Source organism: Verrucomicrobiota bacterium, assembly GCA_016871675.1.
In the GTDB taxonomy this organism is placed as follows: Bacteria; Verrucomicrobiota; Verrucomicrobiia; order Limisphaerales; family VHCN01; genus VHCN01.
In genome coordinates, this window is record VHCN01000019.1 from 34,022 (window position 1) to 55,026 (window position 21,005).

The 21,005-nt window shown below is 66.3% G+C and carries 18 protein-coding genes; 6 read left to right on the top strand and 12 right to left on the bottom strand.

From position 1 onward, the window contains the following. Window positions 1-3: 3 nt before the first annotated feature. The 6 genes from FJ386_06395 to FJ386_06420 form a co-directional block, all read right to left on the bottom strand. A complete protein-coding gene (locus FJ386_06395; protein MBM3876332.1) occupies window positions 4-1,524 on the bottom strand; it encodes a peptidase in 1,521 nt (506 codons plus the stop codon). A gap of 355 nt (window positions 1,525-1,879) precedes the next feature. Beyond that, window positions 1,880-3,580, bottom strand: coding sequence for an AAA family ATPase (locus tag FJ386_06400; protein ID MBM3876333.1), 1,701 nt, complete (start codon window positions 3,578-3,580; stop codon window positions 1,880-1,882). A gap of 179 nt (window positions 3,581-3,759) precedes the next feature. Then, window positions 3,760-4,764, bottom strand: a complete 1,005-nt coding sequence (locus tag FJ386_06405) for a WYL domain-containing protein (protein ID MBM3876334.1) — start codon at window positions 4,762-4,764, stop codon at window positions 3,760-3,762. Window positions 4,765-4,824: 60 nt separating this feature from the next. Continuing rightward, the gene (locus FJ386_06410) at window positions 4,825-5,295 is read right to left on the bottom strand and encodes a hypothetical protein (GenBank protein MBM3876335.1); all 471 of its coding nucleotides are present in this window, start codon (window positions 5,293-5,295) and stop codon (window positions 4,825-4,827) included. A 2-nt stretch (window positions 5,296-5,297) separates the two neighbouring features. Further along, a complete protein-coding gene (locus FJ386_06415; protein MBM3876336.1) occupies window positions 5,298-6,512 on the bottom strand; it encodes a PilT/PilU family type 4a pilus ATPase in 1,215 nt (404 codons plus the stop codon). Between the two features lie 34 nt (window positions 6,513-6,546). Further along, window positions 6,547-7,662, bottom strand: a complete 1,116-nt coding sequence (locus tag FJ386_06420) for a type IV pilus twitching motility protein PilT (GenBank protein MBM3876337.1) — start codon at window positions 7,660-7,662, stop codon at window positions 6,547-6,549. 62 nt (window positions 7,663-7,724) lie between these two features. Between FJ386_06420 and FJ386_06425 the strand changes: the two genes are divergently transcribed. From FJ386_06425 to FJ386_06435, 3 genes are read left to right on the top strand one after another with little or no spacing between them, the layout of a single operon-like run. Continuing rightward, window positions 7,725-8,966, top strand: coding sequence for a hypothetical protein (locus FJ386_06425; GenBank protein ID MBM3876338.1), 1,242 nt, complete (start codon window positions 7,725-7,727; stop codon window positions 8,964-8,966). Window positions 8,967-9,014: 48 nt separating this feature from the next. Next, the gene (gene larE / locus FJ386_06430; protein MBM3876339.1) at window positions 9,015-9,860 is read left to right on the top strand and encodes an ATP-dependent sacrificial sulfur transferase LarE; all 846 of its coding nucleotides are present in this window, start codon (window positions 9,015-9,017) and stop codon (window positions 9,858-9,860) included. Between the two features lie 28 nt (window positions 9,861-9,888). After that, a complete protein-coding gene (locus FJ386_06435; GenBank protein MBM3876340.1) occupies window positions 9,889-10,536 on the top strand; it encodes a hypothetical protein in 648 nt (215 codons plus the stop codon). A 30-nt stretch (window positions 10,537-10,566) separates the two neighbouring features. On the opposite strand, the gene FJ386_06440 is transcribed toward FJ386_06435, so the two are convergent. After that, window positions 10,567-11,571 (bottom strand): hypothetical protein, encoded by a 1,005-nt coding sequence (locus tag FJ386_06440; protein MBM3876341.1) that lies wholly within the window; start codon window positions 11,569-11,571, stop codon window positions 10,567-10,569. 31 nt (window positions 11,572-11,602) lie between these two features. Continuing rightward, window positions 11,603-13,675, bottom strand: a complete 2,073-nt coding sequence (murQ, locus tag FJ386_06445; protein MBM3876342.1) for an N-acetylmuramic acid 6-phosphate etherase — start codon at window positions 13,673-13,675, stop codon at window positions 11,603-11,605. Here murQ and FJ386_06450 point away from each other — a divergent pair. Together FJ386_06450 and FJ386_06455 are read left to right on the top strand one after the other, a co-directional pair. Then, window positions 13,578-14,348 carry a TerC family protein gene (locus FJ386_06450; protein MBM3876343.1) on the top strand — a complete coding sequence of 257 codons (771 nt, stop codon included), beginning with the start codon at window positions 13,578-13,580 and terminating at the stop codon, window positions 14,346-14,348. The two genes, murQ and FJ386_06450, sit on opposite strands and share 98 nt — an antisense overlap. 106 nt (window positions 14,349-14,454) lie before the next feature. After that, complete coding sequence (locus FJ386_06455; protein ID MBM3876344.1) at window positions 14,455-15,528, top strand: hypothetical protein; 1,074 nt, start codon at window positions 14,455-14,457, stop codon at window positions 15,526-15,528. Window positions 15,529-15,540: 12 nt separating this feature from the next. Here the strand turns inward: FJ386_06455 and FJ386_06460 are convergent, their stop codons facing one another. Beyond that, window positions 15,541-16,485 carry a hypothetical protein gene (locus tag FJ386_06460; GenBank protein MBM3876345.1) on the bottom strand — a complete coding sequence of 315 codons (945 nt, stop codon included), beginning with the start codon at window positions 16,483-16,485 and terminating at the stop codon, window positions 15,541-15,543. 139 nt (window positions 16,486-16,624) lie between these two features. Between FJ386_06460 and FJ386_06465 the strand changes: the two genes are divergently transcribed. Further along, window positions 16,625-17,617 carry a hypothetical protein gene (locus FJ386_06465; GenBank protein MBM3876346.1) on the top strand — a complete coding sequence of 331 codons (993 nt, stop codon included), beginning with the start codon at window positions 16,625-16,627 and terminating at the stop codon, window positions 17,615-17,617. A gap of 8 nt (window positions 17,618-17,625) precedes the next feature. Here the strand turns inward: FJ386_06465 and ptsP are convergent, their stop codons facing one another. The 3 genes from ptsP to FJ386_06480 all read right to left on the bottom strand — a co-directional run. After that, window positions 17,626-19,404: a phosphoenolpyruvate--protein phosphotransferase gene (ptsP, locus tag FJ386_06470; protein MBM3876347.1), complete on the bottom strand. Its 1,779-nt coding sequence runs from the start codon at window positions 19,402-19,404 to the stop codon at window positions 17,626-17,628. Window positions 19,405-19,658: 254 nt separating this feature from the next. Next, window positions 19,659-19,943 carry a YhbY family RNA-binding protein gene (locus FJ386_06475; protein MBM3876348.1) on the bottom strand — a complete coding sequence of 95 codons (285 nt, stop codon included), beginning with the start codon at window positions 19,941-19,943 and terminating at the stop codon, window positions 19,659-19,661. 2 nt (window positions 19,944-19,945) lie between these two features. Beyond that, window positions 19,946-21,005, bottom strand: a 1,060-nt coding sequence (locus FJ386_06480; protein MBM3876349.1) for a sulfate adenylyltransferase, incomplete at its 5' end; no start/stop codon positions are given.

Genomic DNA, 21,005 nt, shown 5'->3' on the forward strand with positions numbered 1-21,005 from the left:
AACTTAGCGCGAACCTAGCTTTCGAAGGCCGATCACGCCACGCAAATCATCCGGCGCGCGCGCCGCGTCCACGGCTTGACGGTAGCGCAGCACGTCCTCCGGCTCGAAGAGGTCGAGCAGCGAAATCTTCACCAATCCGTGATCGTCGGCGAGCGTGAGGTGGTCCCACTGCGCGTTCTCGACGGCCTCGGCAAATTTCTGGATGCACTTGCCGCGCACATACGCGCGCGTCGTCAGCGGCGGCTCGAACACGGCGCGTTGCACGATCGCTTCGTCGGGGACGCCGCGCATCGCGCCGGCCTGTTCGAGCCCGAAGTAGAGCCCCTCGACCGCGTCGAGCCGGTGGTATTCGAGATCGAGCGCCTGCACCCACGGGTCGTCATCCGCGACGCGCTGCGCGGCTTGGAATTCGCGGATGAGCGCGAGCTTCGCGACCCAATCGAGCCGGTCGCGGCAGCGCATGAAATCGGCTTCGAGGTCGTTCAGCACGGTTTCCCAATCCGCGATGACCGATTGCCTTTCCGCGGACGACAGGTCGCAAAGCGCCTTCACTGCGGCGAGATACTCGCGCTGCACGGCGAGCGCGGTCGAATGGCGCCGGCCGGCCAGCTTCACCTCCCACTTGAACTCCGGGTCGCGCGAAATCGCCGTGAGCGCGCGCAGCGGGTCCGAGAGCTGCGGCCACGCGCGGCGCGGGTCGCGCACGAGCGCCTCGAGCACGAGCGCGGTCGCGCCCGCTTTCAGCCTCGTGGCGAAGGGCGACATGTTCGCGTCGCCGAGGATGACGTGGAAGCGCCGCCAGTGCTGCGGGTTCGCGTGCGGCTCGTCGCGCGTGTTGATCAGCGGGCGGCGCTGCATCGTGTCCACGCTTTGCAGCTCGCTGAAGAAGTCGCCCCGCTGCGAAATCTGGAAATGCGGTGAGAGGAGGCGATCCTCGGCTTCGATGGCAAACTTGCCCGCGCCGGCGAAGACCTGCCGCGTGACGAGGAAAGCCTGCATCGCCTGGGCGAGCGTGTCCCATTCGAGCGAGCGCGGCAGGAGATAGTTCTCGTGGCAGCCGTAGCTGTGGCCGCGGAAGTCCGTGTTGTTCTTGTAAATCCGGACGGTCGCGCCGCGCTGTTCGGAGAGCCGCTCGGCGCACTGCATCACGATGCGCTCGCCCGCGCGGTCGTGCGCGGCGATTTCGTCGAGCGTGCTGCACTCGGGCGTGCAGTATTCGGGATGCGCGTGGTCGTTGTAGAATCGCCCGCCGTTGCCGAGCGCGAGGTCGCTTTTGATCTCGGCGAAGGACAGTTCGCGGTGGGCATCCTGCTCCACGTATCCCGCCTCGTCCGTGTCCTGCCGCAGCGCCTCGACGTGGAAGCCGCGCGCGTCCGCATGCGGGTCCTCGGTCGCGTAGTCCCAGCGCATCCGCACGCCGGGTTCGACCGCGCTGCGCACGAGTGCGATGGACTCGGCGACGACATCGAGTTCCTCCGCGCCGTCCCGCGCGATGCCGTATTCGGTCTCGATGCCGAAGAGGATAGTGACTCGTTCAAACACTGTGGCTTGCTGTATGCGTCAGTTGTTACGACTGTCTCTCGCAAGGCTTAGATCCGAATCGAGTCATCGGGTTCGCAGATAACCTTTCCCGTAACAGGTCTGACACTCTTTCGACCCTCCGCATTTTTGCAGGCTTGGATAGAACTGCTCAACGACTCTGCAAGCGCCTCAAAGAAGTCTTGCTCCACTCCAGTGCCGTGACATTCGTTGCACTTGCCGTTTCCACCCCAAGCTTCGCTGACAAAATCGCAGTCAGGGCAATGTTCGATAGCCATTGTCAGTCCTCATCTGCAGATTCAATTTGTTTCGCCTTCTGATACCGTCGGCAGACCAGGCGTCACACCACCCCGCTCGTCTCGACCTTGCGCGGGCGAACGGGGCCGAGCTTGACTACGTTCTCGGGATCGAAGTCCGTCAGCTTGAGCCAGTCCTCGGTGAGGTCGGTGGCGGGGAAGAGGTCGTTCTCCTCGTGCTCGCGGCGCAGCGCGGTGACGAGGTCTTCGCGCGCGATGTGCGTCTCGGCCTTGGTCTCGATGCTGCGCTTGATGGCGAGGCTCTTGGCGCGTTCGACGACGGCGGCGATGATCGCGCCGCTCGCGAGGTCGCCGCGATACAGCACGTCGCGCCGCCCGCTGCGGTAGATGACTTCGAGGAATTCGTTCTCCGGCCTGTGCGCGAAGTGCTCCTCGGTGATGGCTTCGGCGAGCGCGGATTTCGGCTCGGCGAGCGGCAGCGATTCGCGCAGGTAGATTTCGTAGATGGCTTTGGCGCCGGGGCGGTCGGGGCGCTTGACGCGAATCTTCCTGTCTATGCGGCCGGGCCGCAGGATGGCCGGGTCAATCAGATCCGCGCGGTTCGAGGCGAGGATGACGACGACGTTCTGCAGGACTTCGATGCCGTCCATCTCCGTGCAGAACATCGGCACGAGGGTGCTGAGGATGCTGTGGTAGCGGCCCGCGCGGCGCGTGCCGAGGATGCTCTCGGCCTCGTCAATGAAGAGGAACGCCAGCGCGCCGTCCTTCGCGCGCTCGCGGCACTGCGCGAAGAGGTCGCGGACCTGCCGCTCGCTTTCGCCGACCCACATGTTCAGGATCTCCGGCCCCTTCACGTGCAGGAAAAACTCGGGATGATCCACGCCGGTCTGCGACTTGACCTGCTGGCGCAGGTTGTAGGCGGTGGCCTTGCCGAGCAGCGTCTTGCCGCAACCGGGCGGGCCGTGGAGCAGGAAGCCCTTCGGCACATGGTGGTCGAAGCGCTTGAACAGGTCGCGGTGCAGGAAGGGAAGCTCGATGGTCTCGCGGATGGCCTGCACCGCCTCGTCCTGCCCGCCGATGGCCGACCACGGCAGCTCGGCGACGGTTTCGAGCGAGCGTTCGATGCGCTTGCCGACGCCGATGACTTCGAGCGCGACGCGCTGGTTCACGTCGAGGCGCACGTCCATGCCGGGCTTGAGCTTCTCCTTCGTGAGCAACGCCGAGCGTTGGATGACGGAGTTGGTGATGCCCGCCTCCTGCCCGATGCGGATGCGGCCGTCGGAGAGCAACTCATCCACGCGCACGATGGGGCCGTTGCGGTCGAAGCCGAGCGGGCGGACGACGGCGAAGGCTTCGTTGCAGAGCACGCGCTGCCCGACTTGCAGGCTCGAGAGCGGCACAGCGAGGTCCACTTTGCAGACGTAGTCCATCCCGCCGAGGCAGACTTGCGCCATCTGCGGCTCGACTGCGGCGAGAAACGTGCCGACGCGAAACGCGGGCAAACGCAGCGCTTCGATGGCTTTGTCCATCTTCTCCAAAGCCTGCCGGGCTTGATCGTTCATCTCCTCCACGTCCGCGATGCGTTCGCGCAGATACACGAGGTCCATGAGCGACGAGTGGCGCGGCGGGAGCTTGCTGGCGATGAGGTCCACGAGCTGGAGCGTGGAGAGTTTTTCGAGGTCCTCGCGCGGCAGAAGGTCCTCCAGCGGCGGCAGCCCCTTGGGGTTTTCGGCGGATGACTTGTCCGCGGCGGGCGGGGCTCCCTTCTTCCTTTGCTCAGCCATGGCGCCAGTGTAGCGCGGGAGGCGGGGATTGCAAATGCGTGGTGGACTCGGTCGACCACGTCGTCGTCCTCGTCCTCGATCCTTCGACACCTGCACCAAGGTGGGACGGGCCGCGCTGCGGTCCGTATCCGGTCGCAGCGCGACCGGAGTCGCCTGTTCGACGACGAGGATGACGGAAACTACTGCGCGTAGTTCCGCACAATCCCCTGCGCTGCGGCGAGGACGCGCTCGCGCAACTCGGACGGCTGCACGACTTCGACACCGCCGCCCCAGCCGAGAATCCAGCGCTCGATCTCGACCAGGCTCGAGAGCTTGAGCCGCAGTTCGAGCGAGCCGTCTTTCAGTTCGCGCAATTCCTGCGAGGGATGCCACCGTTTCTCGCGCACGTAGTCTGCGACGGCGGCGTTGAACCGCAATACCACCTCGAACTCCCCCTCGGCCGAGTGGACGCCGAAGCTCGATTCGAGCAGCTTGGCGACGGAGAACTTGGCGGGTCGGGTGAACTTCTTGCCGGTGGCGCGGACTTCCCTCACCCGCGCGGGCACGAACGTGCGCTGGGCTTTCCGCAGGTGGTCGTAGGCGAACAGATACCACTCGCCGTTGATGTTCGCGAGGTGCCACGGGTCCACGACGCGCTTCTCGATGTCGCGCCGGCCGGGCTTTCGATATGTGATCTCGATCTGCTCGTGCTTGGCCGCGGCCTTGGCGATGGCGTCGAAGACCTCGAGGTTGAGCACGGGTTGCGCGCTCGTGCGGAAGGACACCGTGGCGTCCCAGTCCGCGAGGTGCAGCGAGATGGTGTCCGGCAGCGACGAGGCCATCTTGCCGAAGGCGCTCTTGAGCGGGCGCTCGAAGTTGGTGCCGCGGTATTGTTGCAGGGCCTTTTCCGCCACGAGGAGCGCGAACAGTTCGCCCTCGGTGATCTGCAGCGTGGGAAAGGAGCCGACTTCCTCCGTGTAGTGGTAGCCCCAGCGGCTGCTGTCGTATTCGAGCGGAAGCATCAGCCGGTCGCGCATGAACTCGATGTCGCGCCCGATGGTCTTGGTGGAGACTTCCATCTCGGCGGCGAGCTTGGTGGCATTGGGAAATCCGCCGGCGCTGATGGCCTGGTGGATGCGCATCATGCGCTCGAGCGGCGGCCGGGATTGCGGCAGGGCCGGCAGGGCGCGGGACGCGGGCTTCATGGTGCGGGCGGAGGTTCGGGTTTCGGCTTCGTGCGGCGCTCCGCCGGTGGCGGTGCGGGGTCAGAGGCTTTGGCCGATCGCAAGGCGATTTTGAATGTCCCGGTAGGTGGAGAGGAAGAAGTCGTTCTCGGCGAGCGTCTTGAGCAGGATGCGGCCGAAGCCGGGGAGGTCGCCGCGATGGACAACCGCGTGGACGCTTAACTGGTAGGCTTGCATCGTGTTCATCGTCTCGTAGCTGTCGCCGATCAGGACCACGACGGCGTGGCGGCGCAATTGCATCGGCATGTGCTGGAGCATCGTGAGCGTGCGGTTCTCGGCGCGGGTGGTGGCGCAAAACAAATCCTCGATGACGACGATTGGGTATTGCACGCCGCTGAAGAGGCGGTCGAACTCCTCGTGGTCCGCGGCGACGTGCATCTTGTATTCCAGCGACGCGAGCACGCTCTGCATGTTCGAAAGCAACTCGTGGTCCGAGAGCGCGAGCAGCGCCGGCTTGTCGCCGGAGGCGAGAAAGTCGAGGTCAACAGCCATGGTCACTTGAGCTTGAGCACGAGCGGTCCGCCGCCCGCGGCCGGGTCGGGTTTGCCCGCCGGCGGGCCTTCCTTCTTCACCTTCAACTGCGCGACGTCGGTGGTCATCTCGCCGCGCTTCTTCTTGATGAGGTCAATGCCCCGCGTGACGGGTCCGCGCCGCGAGCAGTAGAGGAGGGCGTTTTCCTCGGAAATCTGGCCGTTCTCGTAGGCTTCGAGCGCCGAGTGGTCGAAGGTCTTCCATCCGTAAGTCGTGGTCGCCTCGATGATCTCGTAGAAGGTGCGGCCGTCGGCCTCGCCCTGCGCGACGCTTTCCTTCGTGCGAAGGCTGTTGCCCATGATCTCGAAGAGCGCGTGGCGTCCGCCGCTGATCTTTGGCGCGAGGCGCTGGCTCACGATCCAGCGCAGCGTGTCCGCGAGGCGGAGGCGGATTTGCGGCTGCTCCTCGGGCTCGAACATGCCGAGGATGCGGTTGATGGTCTGCCCCGCGTCGTTCGTGTGCAGCGTGCTCAGGACAAGGTGGCCCGTCTCGGCCGCGCTCAACCCGATTTCCACCGTCTCCCGGTCGCGCATTTCGCCGACGAGTATGATCTTCGGCGCCTGACGGAGCGCCGCGCGCAGGCCGGTTGAAAAGCTGTCGAAATCCGTTCCCAACTCGCGCTGGTTGAACGTCGCCTTCCTTTGCTGGTGCACGAACTCGACCGGGTCCTCCAGCGTGATGATGTGGATGGACTTGGTCTCGTTCACCTCGTTCAGAATGGCGGCGAGCGTGGTGGACTTGCCGGAACCGGTCGCGCCCGTGACGAGCGCGAGCCCGTTCTTCTCCCGCGCAATCTCGCGGATGCTCGCCGGCAGCTTGAGCTCGTCCACGGTCGGGATTTTCGTGGTGAGCTTGCGCAGCACGATCGAGTAGCAGCCGCGCTGGGAGAAGATGTTCACGCGGAAACGCGCCTTGCCGAGCAGCGTGTAAGACGTGTCGCACGAGCCGGTCTGGATCAGATTCGCCGTCAGCCGCCGGTTGCCTTGAAGCAGGTTGAACGCGATCTGCTCGGTCTGGAACGGCGAGAGGGCTCCGAGGTCAGGTTGGAACGCGACCGGCATGAGCTGGCCGTTGGACTCGACCTGCAACGGCTTGTCCGCCGTGATGTTCAGGTCCGACACGTCCTTTTGCGACGCGAGCATCGTGCTCAGAATCTGGTCCAGTTCGGGGCGGCGCATGGGGTTCGGGTTTGTTGGTCGCGCGGGCGCGGGATCACATCTCGTTCTCGCCGCTCGCGCGCATCTCGTCCTGCATCTCTTTCGTGAGGAAGGGGAAGAATTTCTTCCGGTCGAGGGACTTGTCGAACGCCTCCTCGGGCGCGATGCGCTTCATGCGCAGGTGGTCCATGATCGCGTCGTCGAGCGGCTGGTTGCCGAGTTTCTTGCCGACCTGGATCATGCCGGGGATCTGGTGCGTCTTGTTTTCGCGGACAAGGTTTGCGATGGCCGTCGTGAAGACGAGGATTTCGAGCGCGGCCACGCGGCCTTTCTTGTCCACCCGCTTGAAGAGGTTTTGCGCCACGACCGCCCGCAGCGCCTCCGAGAGCGTCGCGCGAATCTTGTTTTGCTGCTCGGCGGGGAAGACGTCGATGATGCGGTCCACCGTCTTGGCCGCGCTCGGCGTGTGCAGCGTGCCGAACACAAGGTGGCCCGTGCTCGCCGCGGTGAGCGCGAGATCGATCGTCTCCAGGTCGCGCAATTCGCCGACGAGGATGATGTCCGGATCCTCGCGCAACGCGCCGCGCAGCGCCGAGGCGAAGGACTTGGTGTGCACGCCGACCTCGCGGTGGTTCACCAGGCAGCTCTTGCTCTCGTGCACGAACTCGATCGGGTCCTCCACCGTGATGATGTGGTCCTTCCGGTTCTTGTTCGCGTAGTCGATCATCGCGGCGAGCGTCGTGGACTTGCCCGAGCCGGTCGGCCCCGTCACCACCACGAGCCCCTTGTGCAGCATCGCGAGTTTCCGGAGCACCGCGGGCAACGGGGCGTCGAACTTCTCGAAATCCTCGAACGAAAGCACCTTGCTCGGGATCTGGCGGAAGACCGCGGCCACGCCGTTCTTCTGGTTGAAGAAATTCGCGCGGAAGCGCGACAGCCCGGGAATCTCGTAGCCGAAATCCACGTCGCCCGTTTCCTCGAAGACCTTCACCTTATACTCCGGCGCGATCTCGTAGAGCATCGCCTTGAGCGGTTCGCTCTCCAGCGGCGGGTAATCCACGCGCACCAGTTCGCCGTTGAGCCGGAGGATGGGCGGGTTGCCCGACGAGAGATGCAGGTCCGAGGCTTTCTCCTTGAACATCAGGTCGAAGAAGGCGTCAATTTTGGCCATATCGCTTCGGGGTGGCGGCTCGTTGCGGCCAGTCTAGCCGAAGCCTCCCCGACTGCAAGCCGTTGAATCCCCTCGCCGAAATCATCCGTCGCGAGATCGCGCAGTCCGGACCGATGTCCTCCGCGCGCTTCATGGAACTCGCGCTTTACCACGCGGCGTTCGGCTACTACGAACGCGCCCCGCGCCCCATCGGGCGGCGCGGCGACTTCTTCACCAGCGTCAGCGTCGGCCCGCTCTTCGGCGGACTGCTCGCGTTCCAATGCTCCGAATGGCTCGCCGAACTCGAAGCCCAAAAACCCAGACTCGAAACACTGCACCTCGTCGAAGCCGGCGCGCACGACGGCCAGCTCGCAGCCGACATCCTCGGCTGGCTGCAACGCCATCGTCCCGCGCTCCTCGAGCGGATCGAATACCTCATCATCGAACCCTCCGCCCGCCGCCGCGCGTGGCAGGAAGAAACTCTCCGCAACTTCGCGCCGCGCGTCCGCTGGCTCGAAGCCCTTCCGAAAAGTCCGGCTTCACAGCTTGAGGCCGCACCAGGCTGCCACCCCTCACCCGCCCTTCGGGCACCCTCTCCCCTCGTCGGACAAGGGGAAACGGACGAGGTGAGGGGTGAAGTCTCCGCCAATCCGCAATCCGCAATCCACGATCCGCAGTTCACCGGCGTCATCTTCTCCAACGAACTGCTCGATGCCTTCCCGGTCCATCGGCTCGGCTGGGACGCGAAGAACCGCGCGTGGTTCGAGTGGGCCGTCGAGTCGCGCGGTGACGCCTTCGAGTGGACCCGCCTGCCGCTCGTCCCCGACTCCCCTCTGCTCAAGCCGCAATCCGCAATCTGCAATCCGCAGTTGCAAGCCGTCCTGCCGGATGGCTACACCATCGAACTCTGTCCCGCCGCCGAAACGTGGTGGCGCAATGCCGCCCTCTCACTCGCCCGCGGCTGGCTCCTCGCGATTGATTATGGCCTCACCGACGACGATTGGCTTCGACCCGAACGGCCGCACGGCACCCTGCGCGCCTATCGTGACCACCACGCCAACTCCGACCTGCTTGCGAACCCCGGCGAACAAGACCTCACCGCGCACGTGAACTTCAGCGCGATTCAACGCGCTGGTGAATCAGCCGGGATGCGAACGCTCGCCTTCGAGCCGCAATTCCGATTCCTCACCCGCGCACTCGACGCCGCGCGGCGGCCGGCTGCGAACTTCGGCGAATGGACCACAGAGCAGACAAGCCGGTTCGCCACGCTCACCCACCCCGACCATCTCGGCGGGGTGTTCCGCGTTCTGACCCAAGAGCGCTGAGGATTCAGCGTCTCGACAAGCAGGGGGCGCGGTGGCAGTTTGCGCGGCGTGGACAAGCTCGAATCCCTTCGTGGCGCGCTGCGATCGTTCGGCTCGTGCCTCGTGGCGTATTCGGGCGGCGTGGACTCGGTGTTCCTCGCATTCGTCGCGCGCGGCGTGCTGGGCGAGCGCTCTCTCGCGGTGATTGCGGATTCGCCGAGCCTGCCGCGGCGCGAACTCGACGAGGCGCTCGAACTCGGGCGCAGGTTCGCGTTTCCCGTGCGCGTGGTCCACACCGCGGAGTTCGACAACGCGAGCTACACCGCCAACCCGTCAAACCGCTGTTACTTCTGCAAGCGCGAGCTGTTCGAGGAACTCACGCCGCTCGCGCGCGCGGAGGGTTTCGCGGTGATCGCCTACGGCGAGAACGCCAGCGATGTCGGCGACTTCCGCCCCGGTTCGAAGGCCGCGCAGGAGTTTCAGGTCCGGGCGCCGCTCAAGGAGTGCGGGTTGACGAAGGCGGAGATTCGCGAACTCTCCGCGCGGTTCGGACTGCCGACGGCGGACAAGCCGCAGATGGCCTGCCTGAGTTCGCGCGTGCCCCACGGCGAGTCGGTCACGCCGGCGAAGCTGCGCATGATCGAGGCGGCGGAGAATCTGTTGCGCGACCTCGGCTTCCACGACGTGCGGGTCCGCCATCACCAGCTCGAAATCAGAAGTTCAGAACGCGCGACAGGCGCGGCGCTCGCGCGCATCGAGGTCGGCGTGGCGGAGCTGCCGCGACTGGTCGAACCGGCGTTGCGCGAGCGCGTCACCACCGCGATGCGCGGGCTCGGCTACGCGGAGGTCGAGGTGGACCCGCAGGGCTACCGGCGCGGCAGCTTGAACGAGCCTGTCCGCGCGGCGGCTCGCTGACGCCCTGGGCTTTGACGACCGCTTCATCATGGCTTCGCATCCCGGCAGCATGCTCAAGACCGGCGCGTCGTGGTTCGTCTCGGCGTGCTTGTTGATCGTGGTGGGCGGGCTGCTGCTGCTGGCCTACGGATTGTGGCGCACGCCCATGCCGCGGCCGGAGGTCGAGGAGTTCCGGCAGTTCTTTGCCACGCGCCACGCCGCGCTGCTGCAGCTCGCGGACAGCCCGGCGGCCACCGCGAACCGCGGCCGGCTGCCGGACGCCGCCGCGATCACGGGCTTGCTCGAGGACGCCCGCAAAGTCCACACCGAGGCCATCGAGCGGCTTGTGGACCGGGACGTGACCATCTGGAACTGGAGCCGCGCCATCGCCACGAGCCACCGCGACACCGAGCAGCAGCGCGAATACTGGTATGTGTTTCACTCGGCGAAGTTCGATCTCTTCAAGCTCGAGGTTCGCGACCTCACGACGCGGGAGCTCCTGCACGCGTTCCGCCACGAGAAGGAGGGGTCGGTGACTTTTCGCCGGCTCAAGGACGGCGCCTCATTTGTCACCCACACGAACGGCGCACTCGCCAGCGTGAGTGTCCCGCTCGCCGACGGCCGGCGCGTGCAGGTGGATTGGAATCCCGACGGCTCGATTCACGAACGGCGCGCGCCTGCGAAGGAGAAGCGTTGAGACGGGTGACGGGTCTCTGACGCGTCCACCTCACCGGCCAAGAATCTTCCGCGCCTCGGCATCGGGCGTGGCGGAAGTGCGGCGCGTGAGCGTGTAGGTGTTCGTTTGCGTGAGCGAGTCCCCGGCGCGCACCGTGACCGCGGGGCCGAGCGTCTCCAGTTCCACATACGGCAGCGCGTCGGGGTTCGTGTAGATTTCCGCGCTGTTGCCCTGATGCACGTAGTCGCCAAGCGCGGCGCGGCGCGTGTCGATGTGCAGCGCTTGTTTGTCGCCGACCCACAGCAATGACTGGGCATCGTTCCCGATCTTGAACGACGTCGTGGCGTCGCGCTTCACTGAGATCAAGCCGCGGTCAATCCTCAGGCTCGGCGGCGCGGACTTCGAAACGACCGTGTAGCCCGTGGCGTTGATCGAGTCCTTTGGGATTGGAAGGAACGCGGCTTGCGGATCCTTGAGCTGCGTGACGACCCAGACTGCGACTTTCACGGGTTCGCCGAGCACCTTCTCGAACGTGGTCGCGATGGTCATCGCGGGCTGCCCCGGTTCGAGCGCGATGCGGCGCACGACGCGGATGCCGTAATGGGTATCCACGGCGGATCGGAGGATCGCGGTCGCGCCGTCCGGCGAGGACTCCAGATCGAGCCCGGCCGCGGGCATCGAGTCAAACGCGGCCGGCGGCGGCCACGCGCGCGGGGTGACTTTGGCCCAGTCGGCCTGCGGCGCGGGCCATGCCTTGTCGCCGCCGAAGTTGATCCAGGTGTTCGTCCGCGCATCCGGGGGCTTGCCGTCGAGCGCGCGGTTTTCCCAGAATGGCCCGTCTTCCTCGCCCGCGAAGCGGAACTGCATCACGCGTCCGATTTCCGGGACAATGATCACCTCGACGCGGCCGTTGGAAAGAAACTGCGCCGCGCGCCACCCGTGATACGCGCCGTGGCGCGCGGAAGTCTTGCTTGCAGCGCTCGCGACGGTGAGCAGCTGCGGGAGCAGGCAAAGAAGCGCGAGGGCAGCGGCCCGGGTCGCTCGGCGGGAGTTCATCGGCGCGAGTGTGGCGCGGCGCGCCCGGCTTTCAAGCCCGTCGTCGGGCGAGGCGCAACGCTTTCTTCACGACCCATCCGCTGCGTTCGAGGCTTTGCCGCGCGCGGGTGGCGTCGGCGCCGGTGAGTTCGGAGACGATGCGCACCGCGCGGTCGCGCAGCTTCACGTTCGACGGATTCAAGTCCACCATCAAGTTGCCAGCGACCTTGCCGATGCGGACCATGGCAAGCGTGGTGAAGATGTTCAGCACGAGCTTGGTCGCCGTGCCGGCCTTCAGCCGGGTGGAACCCGTGAGCACCTCCGGCCCGACCGCGGGCGCGATCACGAGGTCGGCGGGGCGCGGCCGGCGGGCGGTCATCGCGGGATTGAAGCACAGCAGGATGGTGAATGCGCCGCGCCGCTTCGCCGCGCCGAGCGCGCCGTGAACGAACGGCGTGGTGCCACTCGCCGCGATGCCGACGACAACATCCCGAGCGCCCGCGCCGCGGAATTCCATCGCCCTCGCGCCGGCGCCGGCGTCGTCCTCGGCCCCCTCGACCGCTCGCCACAACGCCTGCTGGCCGCCGGCCACCACGCCCTGCACCATGTCGGGCGGCGAGCGGAATGTGGGCGGGCACTCGCTGGCATCGAGCACGCCGAGCCGGCCGCTGGTGCCGGCGCCGACGTAGAAGAGCCGTCCGCCGCGTTCGAATGCGGCCGCAATCCGCCGCACTGCGCGCTCGATCCCGGCGCGTTCCGTCCGCAGCGCGGCGAGAATCTCCGCGTCCTCGGCGAGCATCAACTCGATGGCGCGCGCGACGGGGAGACGGTCGAGATGTCTCGACCTCGGGTTGCGCGACTCGGTCAGGGGAGTTGGATCCGGTTTCCCGTGTCCGGTTTCGTTCCGCGTCGACGCAGGCTCGCGCCGGCCGGCCCTGGACTCGGAACGCAGCCCCTTGAACTTGCGTTCCGCGAGCGCCACCGCGCCCCAGGCGCCTTCGTGCCGGAGCGTCGTGACGGTTGCGCCGGGCCAGTGGCTTGCGAGTTCGCGGCTCACCTCCCGTGCGAAGCGCGGCTGCTGCGTCAACACGCCGCCGGCGAGGATGAAGGTCGCGGGCGCGCCCGGTTTCACGAGCTTTCGCGCGCACGCGGCCCCGTCCCTCGCGAGGCTCGACGCCGCGCCCTCGAGGATGTCCCGGGCAATGGCGTCGCGACGTGACGCGGCGGCGAAGACCCCGGCCGCGAGCGAGGCGATGTCCTTCTTCGTCGCGTTCTGCGCCCATGCGATGAGGTCGCCCGGTTCGTTCAAGAGGAGCGTCGAGAGAATGCGGCGGCCGAGGTCGGACCATGTGCCGTCGCGGTCGTGATAGAAAACCGCGGCCTTGAGCGCGCGAAGGCCGATTTCATAGCCGCTGCCCTTGTCGCCGAGCAGGTGGCCCCAACCGCCGAAGCGTGCGGCGCGACCGTCCGGCGCGAGTCCGTAGCAGCACGAACCCGTGCCGCTGAGGATGAGAATCCGCGGCGCGGACGGCGGGAGATGGCCTGTGGATGGCCCCGAGGTTCGGCGCGAACCGCGCGCGACGGGTATCTCGGCCGCGGCGATTGCGGTCTCGAGATCGTGCGTGGCATGGCACGGAACGCCCGTCCACACGCGGCCGGCAGCCTCGCGGATTTGCCCCCATTCGGCTTCGCCGCGCGCGCCCGCCAGCCCGATTGCCACGGCATCCGGCTTGGGAAACGACTTCGAGATCGTTCGCAAGTGGCGGAAGAGCTGCGGGGGAGTGAGCAGCTTGAAGTTGCCCGGCCCGAACTCGCGCCGGTCACGGAGTTGCCCGTCCGAATCGACGAGCAGCGCCACCGTCCGCGTGCCGCCGCCCTCGATCCCGAGGAACAAAGCGGAATGGGACGCTGTCGATTTCTTCTGCATCGCGCCGCGAGTATTCAAACGGGCTTCGGATTTGGGAAGTTCTTTGACGGCGCCAGTTCCCCTTGCCCATCCGCACTTCGCCGCTATCCTCCGCCGCGTTATGGAATGGCTCTCCGATCCCGCCTTGTGGCTTGCCTTCTTCACACTCACCGTGCTGGAGATCGTGCTCGGCATCGACAACGTCGTCTTCGTTTCCATCCTCGCCGACAAGCTGCCCCCGGACCAGCGTCCGCGCGCGCGCAAGATCTGGCTCCTGCTCGCGCCGACCAACCGCATCCTCATGCTCGTCGGCCTGGGCTGGCTCGTCGTGAAGCTCAAGGCGCCGTTCCTGCACATCCCCGGTTTTCTCGGCGTGGGCCCGTGGCATTTCTCCGGCAAGGACCTGGTGCTCATCGGCGGCGGGTTGTTCCTGCTCTACAAGAGCACGCACGAGATCCATGAGAAACTCGAGGGTGAGGACGGAGGGATCACGCGCACGCTTGCGCCGAACTTCGCCGCCGTGATGACGCAGATCCTCGTGATCGATCTCGTCTTTTCTCTCGACTCCGTGATCACCGCGATCGGCATGGTGAAGGAAGGGCCGGGCAAAGTGCCCGTGATGGTGGGCGCCGTCGTCGTTGCGATGGTCTTCATGATGGCCTACAGCAAGAAAATCGCGGACATCATCCACGACCACCCGACGCTCAAGATGCTCGCGCTGAGTTTCCTCATCCTCATCGGCTGCCTGCTCGTGGCCGAGGGCTTCCACAAGGAGATCCCGAAAGGCTACGTTTACTTCGCGATGGCGTTCTCCGTCGGCGTCGAGATGCTGAACATCAAGATGCGCACCAAGCGCGCGCGCGCGGTGGAACTGCACCAACCGGTGCGCTGACGGCGGTATTTGAGTTTCAAGTTGCGCGTTGCGTGCTCAATGTGGAGTCGTGAGATCTCCACTGCTTCCATTGCGCAGCCTTTCGCTGGCCACAATCGTGGCCGGCATCCCGGCGCTCCCGGGCTCGTTCGCCGCCGACGTTCCATCGCCGAAACGGCATACCGAGGTCTCCATCCGGGGCGCGGACTTCCATATCAACGGGCGGCCGACCTACGAGGGGCGGACGTGGAACGGCCGCCGCATCGAAGGGCTGCTCATGAACTCGCGCATGGTGCAGGGCGTCTTCGATGACCGGAATCCCGACACGGCGAAGCAGTGGGCGTATCACGACAGCGGCAAGTGGGACGCGGAGCGCAACACGCGCGAGTTCATCGCCGCGATGCCCGCGTGGCGGCGGCACGGGCTGCTGGCGGTCACCATCAACTTGCAGGGCGGCTCGCCGCAGGGTTATTCCCGCGACCAGCCGTGGCACAACTCGGCCATCGAGCCGGACGGTTCGCTGCGCGCGGACTACATGGCCCGGCTCGAGCGCATCCTCGGCCGCGCCGATGAACTCGGCATGGTCGTGATGCTCGGCTACTTCTACTTCGGGCAGGACCAGCGGTTGAAGGACGAGGCCGCCGTGCTCCGCGCGACGGACGACGCGACCAAGTGGCTCTTCGAAAGGGGCTGGCGCAACGTGATCGTCGAGATCAACAACGAGTGCAACGTCCGCTACGACCACGACGTGCTGAAGCCTGACCGCGTCCACGAGCTCATCCAGCGCGTGCGGGCCGCGAGCGTCGGCGGGCGCCGGCTGCTGGTGAGCACGAGCTACGGCGGCAACACCCTCCCGAAGGAAAACGTCGTGCGCGCGTCGGACTACCTGCTGCTCCACGGCAACGGTGTTTCGAATCCCGATCGCATCGCCGAGATGGTGCGCCTCACGCGCGCCGTGCCGGGCTACACGCCCAAGCCGATCCTGTTCAACGAGGACGACCACTTTGACTTCGACAAGCCGCGCAACAACTTCATCGCCGCCGTCGGCGAAGGGGCGTCGTGGGGTTACTTCGACTTTCGCATGAAGGACGAGGGCTTCGACGAGGGCTTCCAAAGCGTGCCGGTGAATTGGGGCATTTCAAGCGCGCGCAAGCGGGGCTTCTTCAACCTGCTGGCGGAGATCACGGGCTCCAAGCCGTGAGATGGCCGTCGCCTACCGCGTCACCAGTTCGCCCATCCGCACCACTTCGAGATCCCGGCCTTTCACGCGCTTGAGGGTCGCGAGTTGCTCCACGTCCCATCGCGGATCGGGCGCGCCGCTGATGAACCAGTCCGAGCCGTTGTCCGCGAGCAGCATGCCGTGCTTCTTGAGCGCCGTGAGGATCACCTGCACGGGCGCGGGAAACCGCGACACGTCAAATCCTGCCTTGAGCCGCACCCGCATCCCCATCGGCGGGAGGTTGGCGTCAGTCAGCCGGCTCGCAAAATGCGTCGCGGGCTTCACGTAGGCACGCCGCGACCGCCGCACGGTGAAGCGCAGGGCGTGGCGGATTGCCCTCATCTCCATCACTTCATCGTAACGCACAAGCCCCGGGAAAATCGGCAGGCCCGCGGCATCGGCCGAAGTCCAGCCGGCGGGGCGCAGCTTGTTGGAATTCAAGTCGAAGATCGCTCCCGAACTCGCGCGCCAGCGCTTGCCGCCGTCGAGCGGATGCGAGTCGAAGAGTTCGTAGAGCTTCCAGTTGTCGCGATCGAGCACGAGCACGTGGCGGTCGCCTTTCGCGTTGGGGCCGCCCTCAATCGGCGCGTCGGACGGCACCGGATACGGCCCCGGATCGCTTTCGTCCGCATACTGGAATTGCACCGGCACGCGCGGCTGTTTGCCATCCACCACGACATACGGGATGCCCGCGGGTGCGCCCTGCCAGACGGTGCCGAAGTCCGGGTGCAGGTTCCGCTCTAGCCCGATGCTCGCAAGGATCGCGTCCGAGTTCGGGTCCACGGGTTCCTTGGAGACGTCGAGATTCCACGGGTTGTCGTCAGGAAACGGCCGCCGTCCCTTGAGCGAACGGTTCGCGCCGAGCGCGGGAAGTTCCGCCGACCATGCGGCGAAGTCCCCTGCCGCGGCGAATCCAGCGGCCGCGGTGGCTGCTTTCACGAAGGTCCGGCGCGACAGGCGGGCGCGATGAAGCATCTGTGTCATGGTTGGCTTTGTGTTCTCGGGAATTCTATCCGGTTCCCGGGATGGAGTCACGCCGCGGTGTGGACACGACCCGGCGGCAATGTAAGCTGCGCCCATGGCCACGAAGTTCTTCACTTCTTCACGTCATTTGGTCTTCCTCGCGATGGCGCTGGGGCCCGCGAATGCGATCGCATTCAATGCCGAGGGAGCGGCGGCGCCCGCGAACTCGCGCCGCCCCACCGGGGACGGGGAACTCGCTTACTGGCTCGGCAACATGGTCACGCATCACCGGTTCACGATGGCCGAGGTCGCCTTGGCGACGGGCATGGCTCCGGATGAAATCGCCGCCGCGATCAAGCGACTCCGTATCCCGGCCGACCCCATCGCGCCCCGTCGACCGGACGCTCCGGTGCGGGTGCTTCCTTATCCCGGCGGGCGTCACCCGCGCATTGGATTCCTGGACGGCGCGGTTCATCCGCAGCGCGAGACAAAGGTGAGCGTGTTCACTCCGTGGGACGCGGCGAGCTACGTTGTCGTGGACGTGCCCGAGGCGATCTGGTCCAACCTCGGCCTGACCTACCTCGCGCACACGCACGTGCCGACCGTGTGGACGAAACAGAACGTGGAACTGCCGCGCCTCGAGTGGAACCGCCGCGCCGACGGCTCGTTGGACCTCGATCGCACACTTCCCAATGGGATTCGTTTTTCCTCCAGGGTTCAGCCCGTCCGTGACGGTGTGCGCATGGAACTCACCCTCTTCAACGGCACCAGGGAGAAACTCACCGACCTGCGCGTGCAGAATTGCGTGATGCTGAAGGGCGCGAGCGGATTCACGGCGCAGACCAATGCGAACAAGGTCTTGGCGAAGCCGTTCGTCGCCGCGCGCGACGAATCAAGGCGCCGGTGGATCATCACGGCATGGGAACCGTGCCACCGACCGTGGGCGAACCCGCCGTGCCCGTGCCTCCACTCGGATCCGAAGTTCCCCGATGCCGAACCCGGCGCAACGGTCCGTGTGCGCGGGTGGCTGTCGTTCTTCGAAGGCGCCGACGTGGAAATGGAATTCAACCGGCTGAACACCGCCGCTGAAAGCTGGTTGCGGGAATGACCGGCGGCCTACGGCCGGCCCTCGAACAGGCTCGGCGCGACCTGCCTCACGAGTTCGTTCGCGCGCGCCAGGATTTCCGCGCCGGACTCGCACTGGAGCGAGAATTCCGCGAGCGCCCGCGCCTCGGGCATCTTGAGCCGGCGGATGAGGAACTTCGTCTGCGGCACGAGCGACGCGCTGACGCTCAGTTCCTCCACGCCGAGCCCGAGCAGGATCGGCACGAGCGCGGGTTCGCCTGCCATCTCGCCGCAGACACCCGTCCAGATGCCGTTCCGACGGCCCGCGTCCACGGTCATCTTGATGAGCCGCAGGATTGCGGGATTCGTGGGCTCGTAGAGGTGCGCGACGCGCTCGTTGATGCGGTCCACCGCGAGGGAATATTGGATGAGGTCGTTCGTGCCGATGCTGAAAAACTTCACGCGCCTGGCGAGCGCATCGGCGACCATCACGGCCGCGGGAATCTCGATCATCACGCCGACCTCGAGCCGCTCGTCGAACGGCTTGGCCTCCGCGTGCAACTCGGCCTTGCACTGCTCGACGATGGCGAGCGCCTGCGTGAGTTCGTCCAGCCCGGAGATCATCGGGAACATCATCTTCACGTTGCCCTCCGCGCCCGCGCGCAGAATCGCCCGGAGCTGCTGGCGGAAGACGTCCTGCTCGTGCAGGCAATACCGGATCGCGCGCCAGCCGAGGAACGGGTTGAGCTCCTGCAACTGCTCCTGCTGCGCGAGAAACTTGTCGCCCCCGAGGTCGAGCGTGCGAAGGATCAGGGGCGCGGGCTTGACCGCCGCGGCCGCGGCGCGATAGGCCTCGAACTGCTCCTCTTCTCCCGGAAGACGTTCCCGGTTGATGAACAGGAACTCGGTGCGGAACAAGCCCGCGCCCTCCGCGCCGTTCGCACGGATGGAGTCCGTCTCGCCGGCCTGCCCGATGTTCGCCGCAAGCACGACGCGCGTGCCGTCGAGCGTCACCGCGGGCTTGTCGAGCACGTCGCGCAGCTTCTCGCGCAAGCCCTCCTGCGCGCGCACAAGCTGGCCGTATTCGAAAAGCGTCTGGTCGGTCGGGTTGACGATGACGACGCCGTTGAAGCCGTCGAGCAGCACGTAAGCGCCGTCCTCGAGGTCGCGCGAGATGGTCTGCAAACCCACGACGGCGGGGATTTGCATCGAGCGCGCCATGATGGCCGTGTGCGACGTGCGCCCGCCGGCATCGGTGGCGAACCCGAGCACGTTTTTCTTGTCGAGCACCGCGGTCGTGCTCGGCGCGAGGTCGTGCGAGACGATGATGCACGGCTCCTTGAGGCGCCGGATGTCCGGTGTCTCGTGGCCACCCGTGAGGTTCCCGAGCACGCGAGCCGCGACATCGCGCAGGTCGGCCACGCGTTCGCGGAGGTATTCGTCGTCCACGGCGGCGAGCGTCTCGATGAAGTTTCCAGACGCCTCGTGGAAGGCCGAGTCGGCGGCGAGCTTCTCGTCGCGGATGCGCCGCGTCACCTCCTCGATGAGCGTCGGGTCATCGAGCATCATCAGGTGCGCGTCGAAAATGAGCGCGTCCTTCGCGCCGAGCTTCTGCATCACCTGTTGCTGCAGTTCGTGGAGCTGATGCCGCGTGGTGATGAGCGCCTGCTCGAACCGCTCGAGCTCGCGCGGGACGTCGTCGTCCCCGACGTGACGGCGCGCGATCGTCCCTTGGGGGCGCCCGAGCACGAGCACGCGGCCGCGGCAGATTCCATTCGAAACGGGAACGCCTCGGAACGTCCGTTGACCGGCTTGGGCTGGCTCGGGCACGCGCAGGTTGTAGCGCGTGAGTGCCGGGTTGAGAATCAAATTCCAATACGCGCCGCGCTTCCGATCCAGCGCGTTTCGCGTAACATCGCCGCGTGAGCCTGGTCACCCGCTTCCTCGCCGGTTGGGCGCTGGCGAATGCGGCAAGGCTCGAGCGGCGCGGCGTGGGTTCTCGCCTGTCGAGGTGCTGTCGTCGCGCGCCGATGCGGCCGGGGTGGCGGCACTGAGGAACCGCCTGCTCGTGCGCCCGTAGGCCTTCAGGCCCCGGGCTCGGCGCGTTTGCGGTGGAAGACGGCGACGTGGCCGACGATGGCGAGAAGTTCGCTTCCGGTCTTCGCGGCAATTTCGGGCGCCAGTCGCTTGCGTTGGTCTTTAAAGGCGTCGAAGCGCAGCTTGACCAGTTCGCGGCGGGTCAGTTCCGAGTCCATCGCCTTCACAAAGCCCTCCGTCACGCCGGCCTTTCCGAGATGGATCGTGGCCTCGATGCGTTGCGCGCGGCCGCGGAGATCGCTCCTCTCGGCGCCGGTGAGTGGCTGGTTCATGGTCAAATTGCGAAGTCGTTGTATTCGAGTTTCACTCGTTCGGCCGGCGGCAGGAGCATCCCGGCGCCCACGGTGACGTTGGTGCCTTGCTCGATGAGGATGAACGCGCCGGTCAGCCGGTTCCATTCGTAGCCGTCATAGACGAGGGGGCGCGCGGCCTTGAGCCGCACTTCGCCGATGTCATTCAGCGCAAGCTCTGACGGCTCCGGCTCCGGCTCGAAGGTGGAGACGTTGATGCGGTCCTCGATGAGCGTGATGATGGCTTGCACGGTCTGCGTCCCGTGCTTGAGGAGAAGTTTTTTCCCGCGCACGAGCGGGCGCGGATGCATCCAGCACACGCGCGCGCGCAGGTCGCTGCCCATGCCGGGCAAATGATCCGTGCCGACGATCGTGTCGCCGCGGCTCACGTCGAGGTCGTCCGCGAGCGTGAGTGTGATGCTTTGCGGGCAGAAGGCTTCCTGCAAACTGCCGTCGTAAGTCCAGATGGCCTTCACCGTGCTGCTCTGGCCGCTGGGCAGCGCCATCACCTTCTGGCCGACCTTCACCACACCGCCGGCAAGCTGCCCGCTCAAGCCGCGGAAGTCGTGCAGCGCCGGGTTCGTCGGGTCATTCGGGCGGTTGACCCACTGCACCGGGAAGCGCAGCCCGTGCAGGTTCCAGTCGCTCGCGATGTGCACGGTCTCGAGGTGGCCGAGCAGCGTCGGGCCGACATACCACGGCGTGTGCTGCGAGGCGCCCACCACGTTGTCGCCGTGGAGCGCGCTGATGGGGATGAACTTCACGTCCTTGATGTCGAGCAGCGGCAGGAACTCTTCGAACGTGTCGCGGATTTTGGTGAAGCGGTCCTCGCTCCAGTCCACGAGGTCCATCTTGTTCACGGCAATGACGAGATGCGGGATGCGCAGCAGCGACGCGATGTAAGTGTGCCGGCGCGACTGCTCGATGACGCCCTGCCGCGCGTCCACGAGCACGATGGAGAGGTTCGCCGTGCTCGCGCCCGTGACCATGTTGCGGGTGTATTGCACGTGCCCCGGCGTGTCCGCGACGATGAACTTGCGGCGC

Excerpts from the sequence above, each read along its gene's own strand:
- FJ386_06475 (MBM3876348.1), bottom strand. The coding sequence starts at position 19,943 with ATGAACCAGCCACTCACCGGCGCCGAGAGGAGCGATCTCCGCGGCCGC.
- FJ386_06415 (MBM3876336.1), bottom strand. The coding sequence starts at position 6,512 with ATGCGCCGCCCCGAACTGGACCAGATTCTGAGCACGATGCTCGCGTCG.
- FJ386_06400 (MBM3876333.1), bottom strand. The coding sequence starts at position 3,580 with ATGGCTGAGCAAAGGAAGAAGGGAGCCCCGCCCGCCGCGGACAAGTCA.
- FJ386_06440 (MBM3876341.1), bottom strand. The coding sequence starts at position 11,571 with ATGAACTCCCGCCGAGCGACCCGGGCCGCTGCCCTCGCGCTTCTTTGC.
- FJ386_06410 (MBM3876335.1), bottom strand. The coding sequence starts at position 5,295 with ATGGCTGTTGACCTCGACTTTCTCGCCTCCGGCGACAAGCCGGCGCTG.
- FJ386_06420 (MBM3876337.1), bottom strand. The coding sequence starts at position 7,662 with ATGGCCAAAATTGACGCCTTCTTCGACCTGATGTTCAAGGAGAAAGCC.
- FJ386_06405 (MBM3876334.1), bottom strand. The coding sequence starts at position 4,764 with ATGAAGCCCGCGTCCCGCGCCCTGCCGGCCCTGCCGCAATCCCGGCCG.
- murQ (MBM3876342.1), bottom strand. The coding sequence starts at position 13,675 with ATGGAAACGAAGACGACGTTGTCGATGCCGAGCACGATCTCCAGCACG.
- FJ386_06450 (MBM3876343.1), top strand. The coding sequence starts at position 13,578 with ATGGAATGGCTCTCCGATCCCGCCTTGTGGCTTGCCTTCTTCACACTC.
- FJ386_06465 (MBM3876346.1), top strand. The coding sequence starts at position 16,625 with ATGGCCACGAAGTTCTTCACTTCTTCACGTCATTTGGTCTTCCTCGCG.
- FJ386_06435 (MBM3876340.1), top strand. The coding sequence starts at position 9,889 with ATGGCTTCGCATCCCGGCAGCATGCTCAAGACCGGCGCGTCGTGGTTC.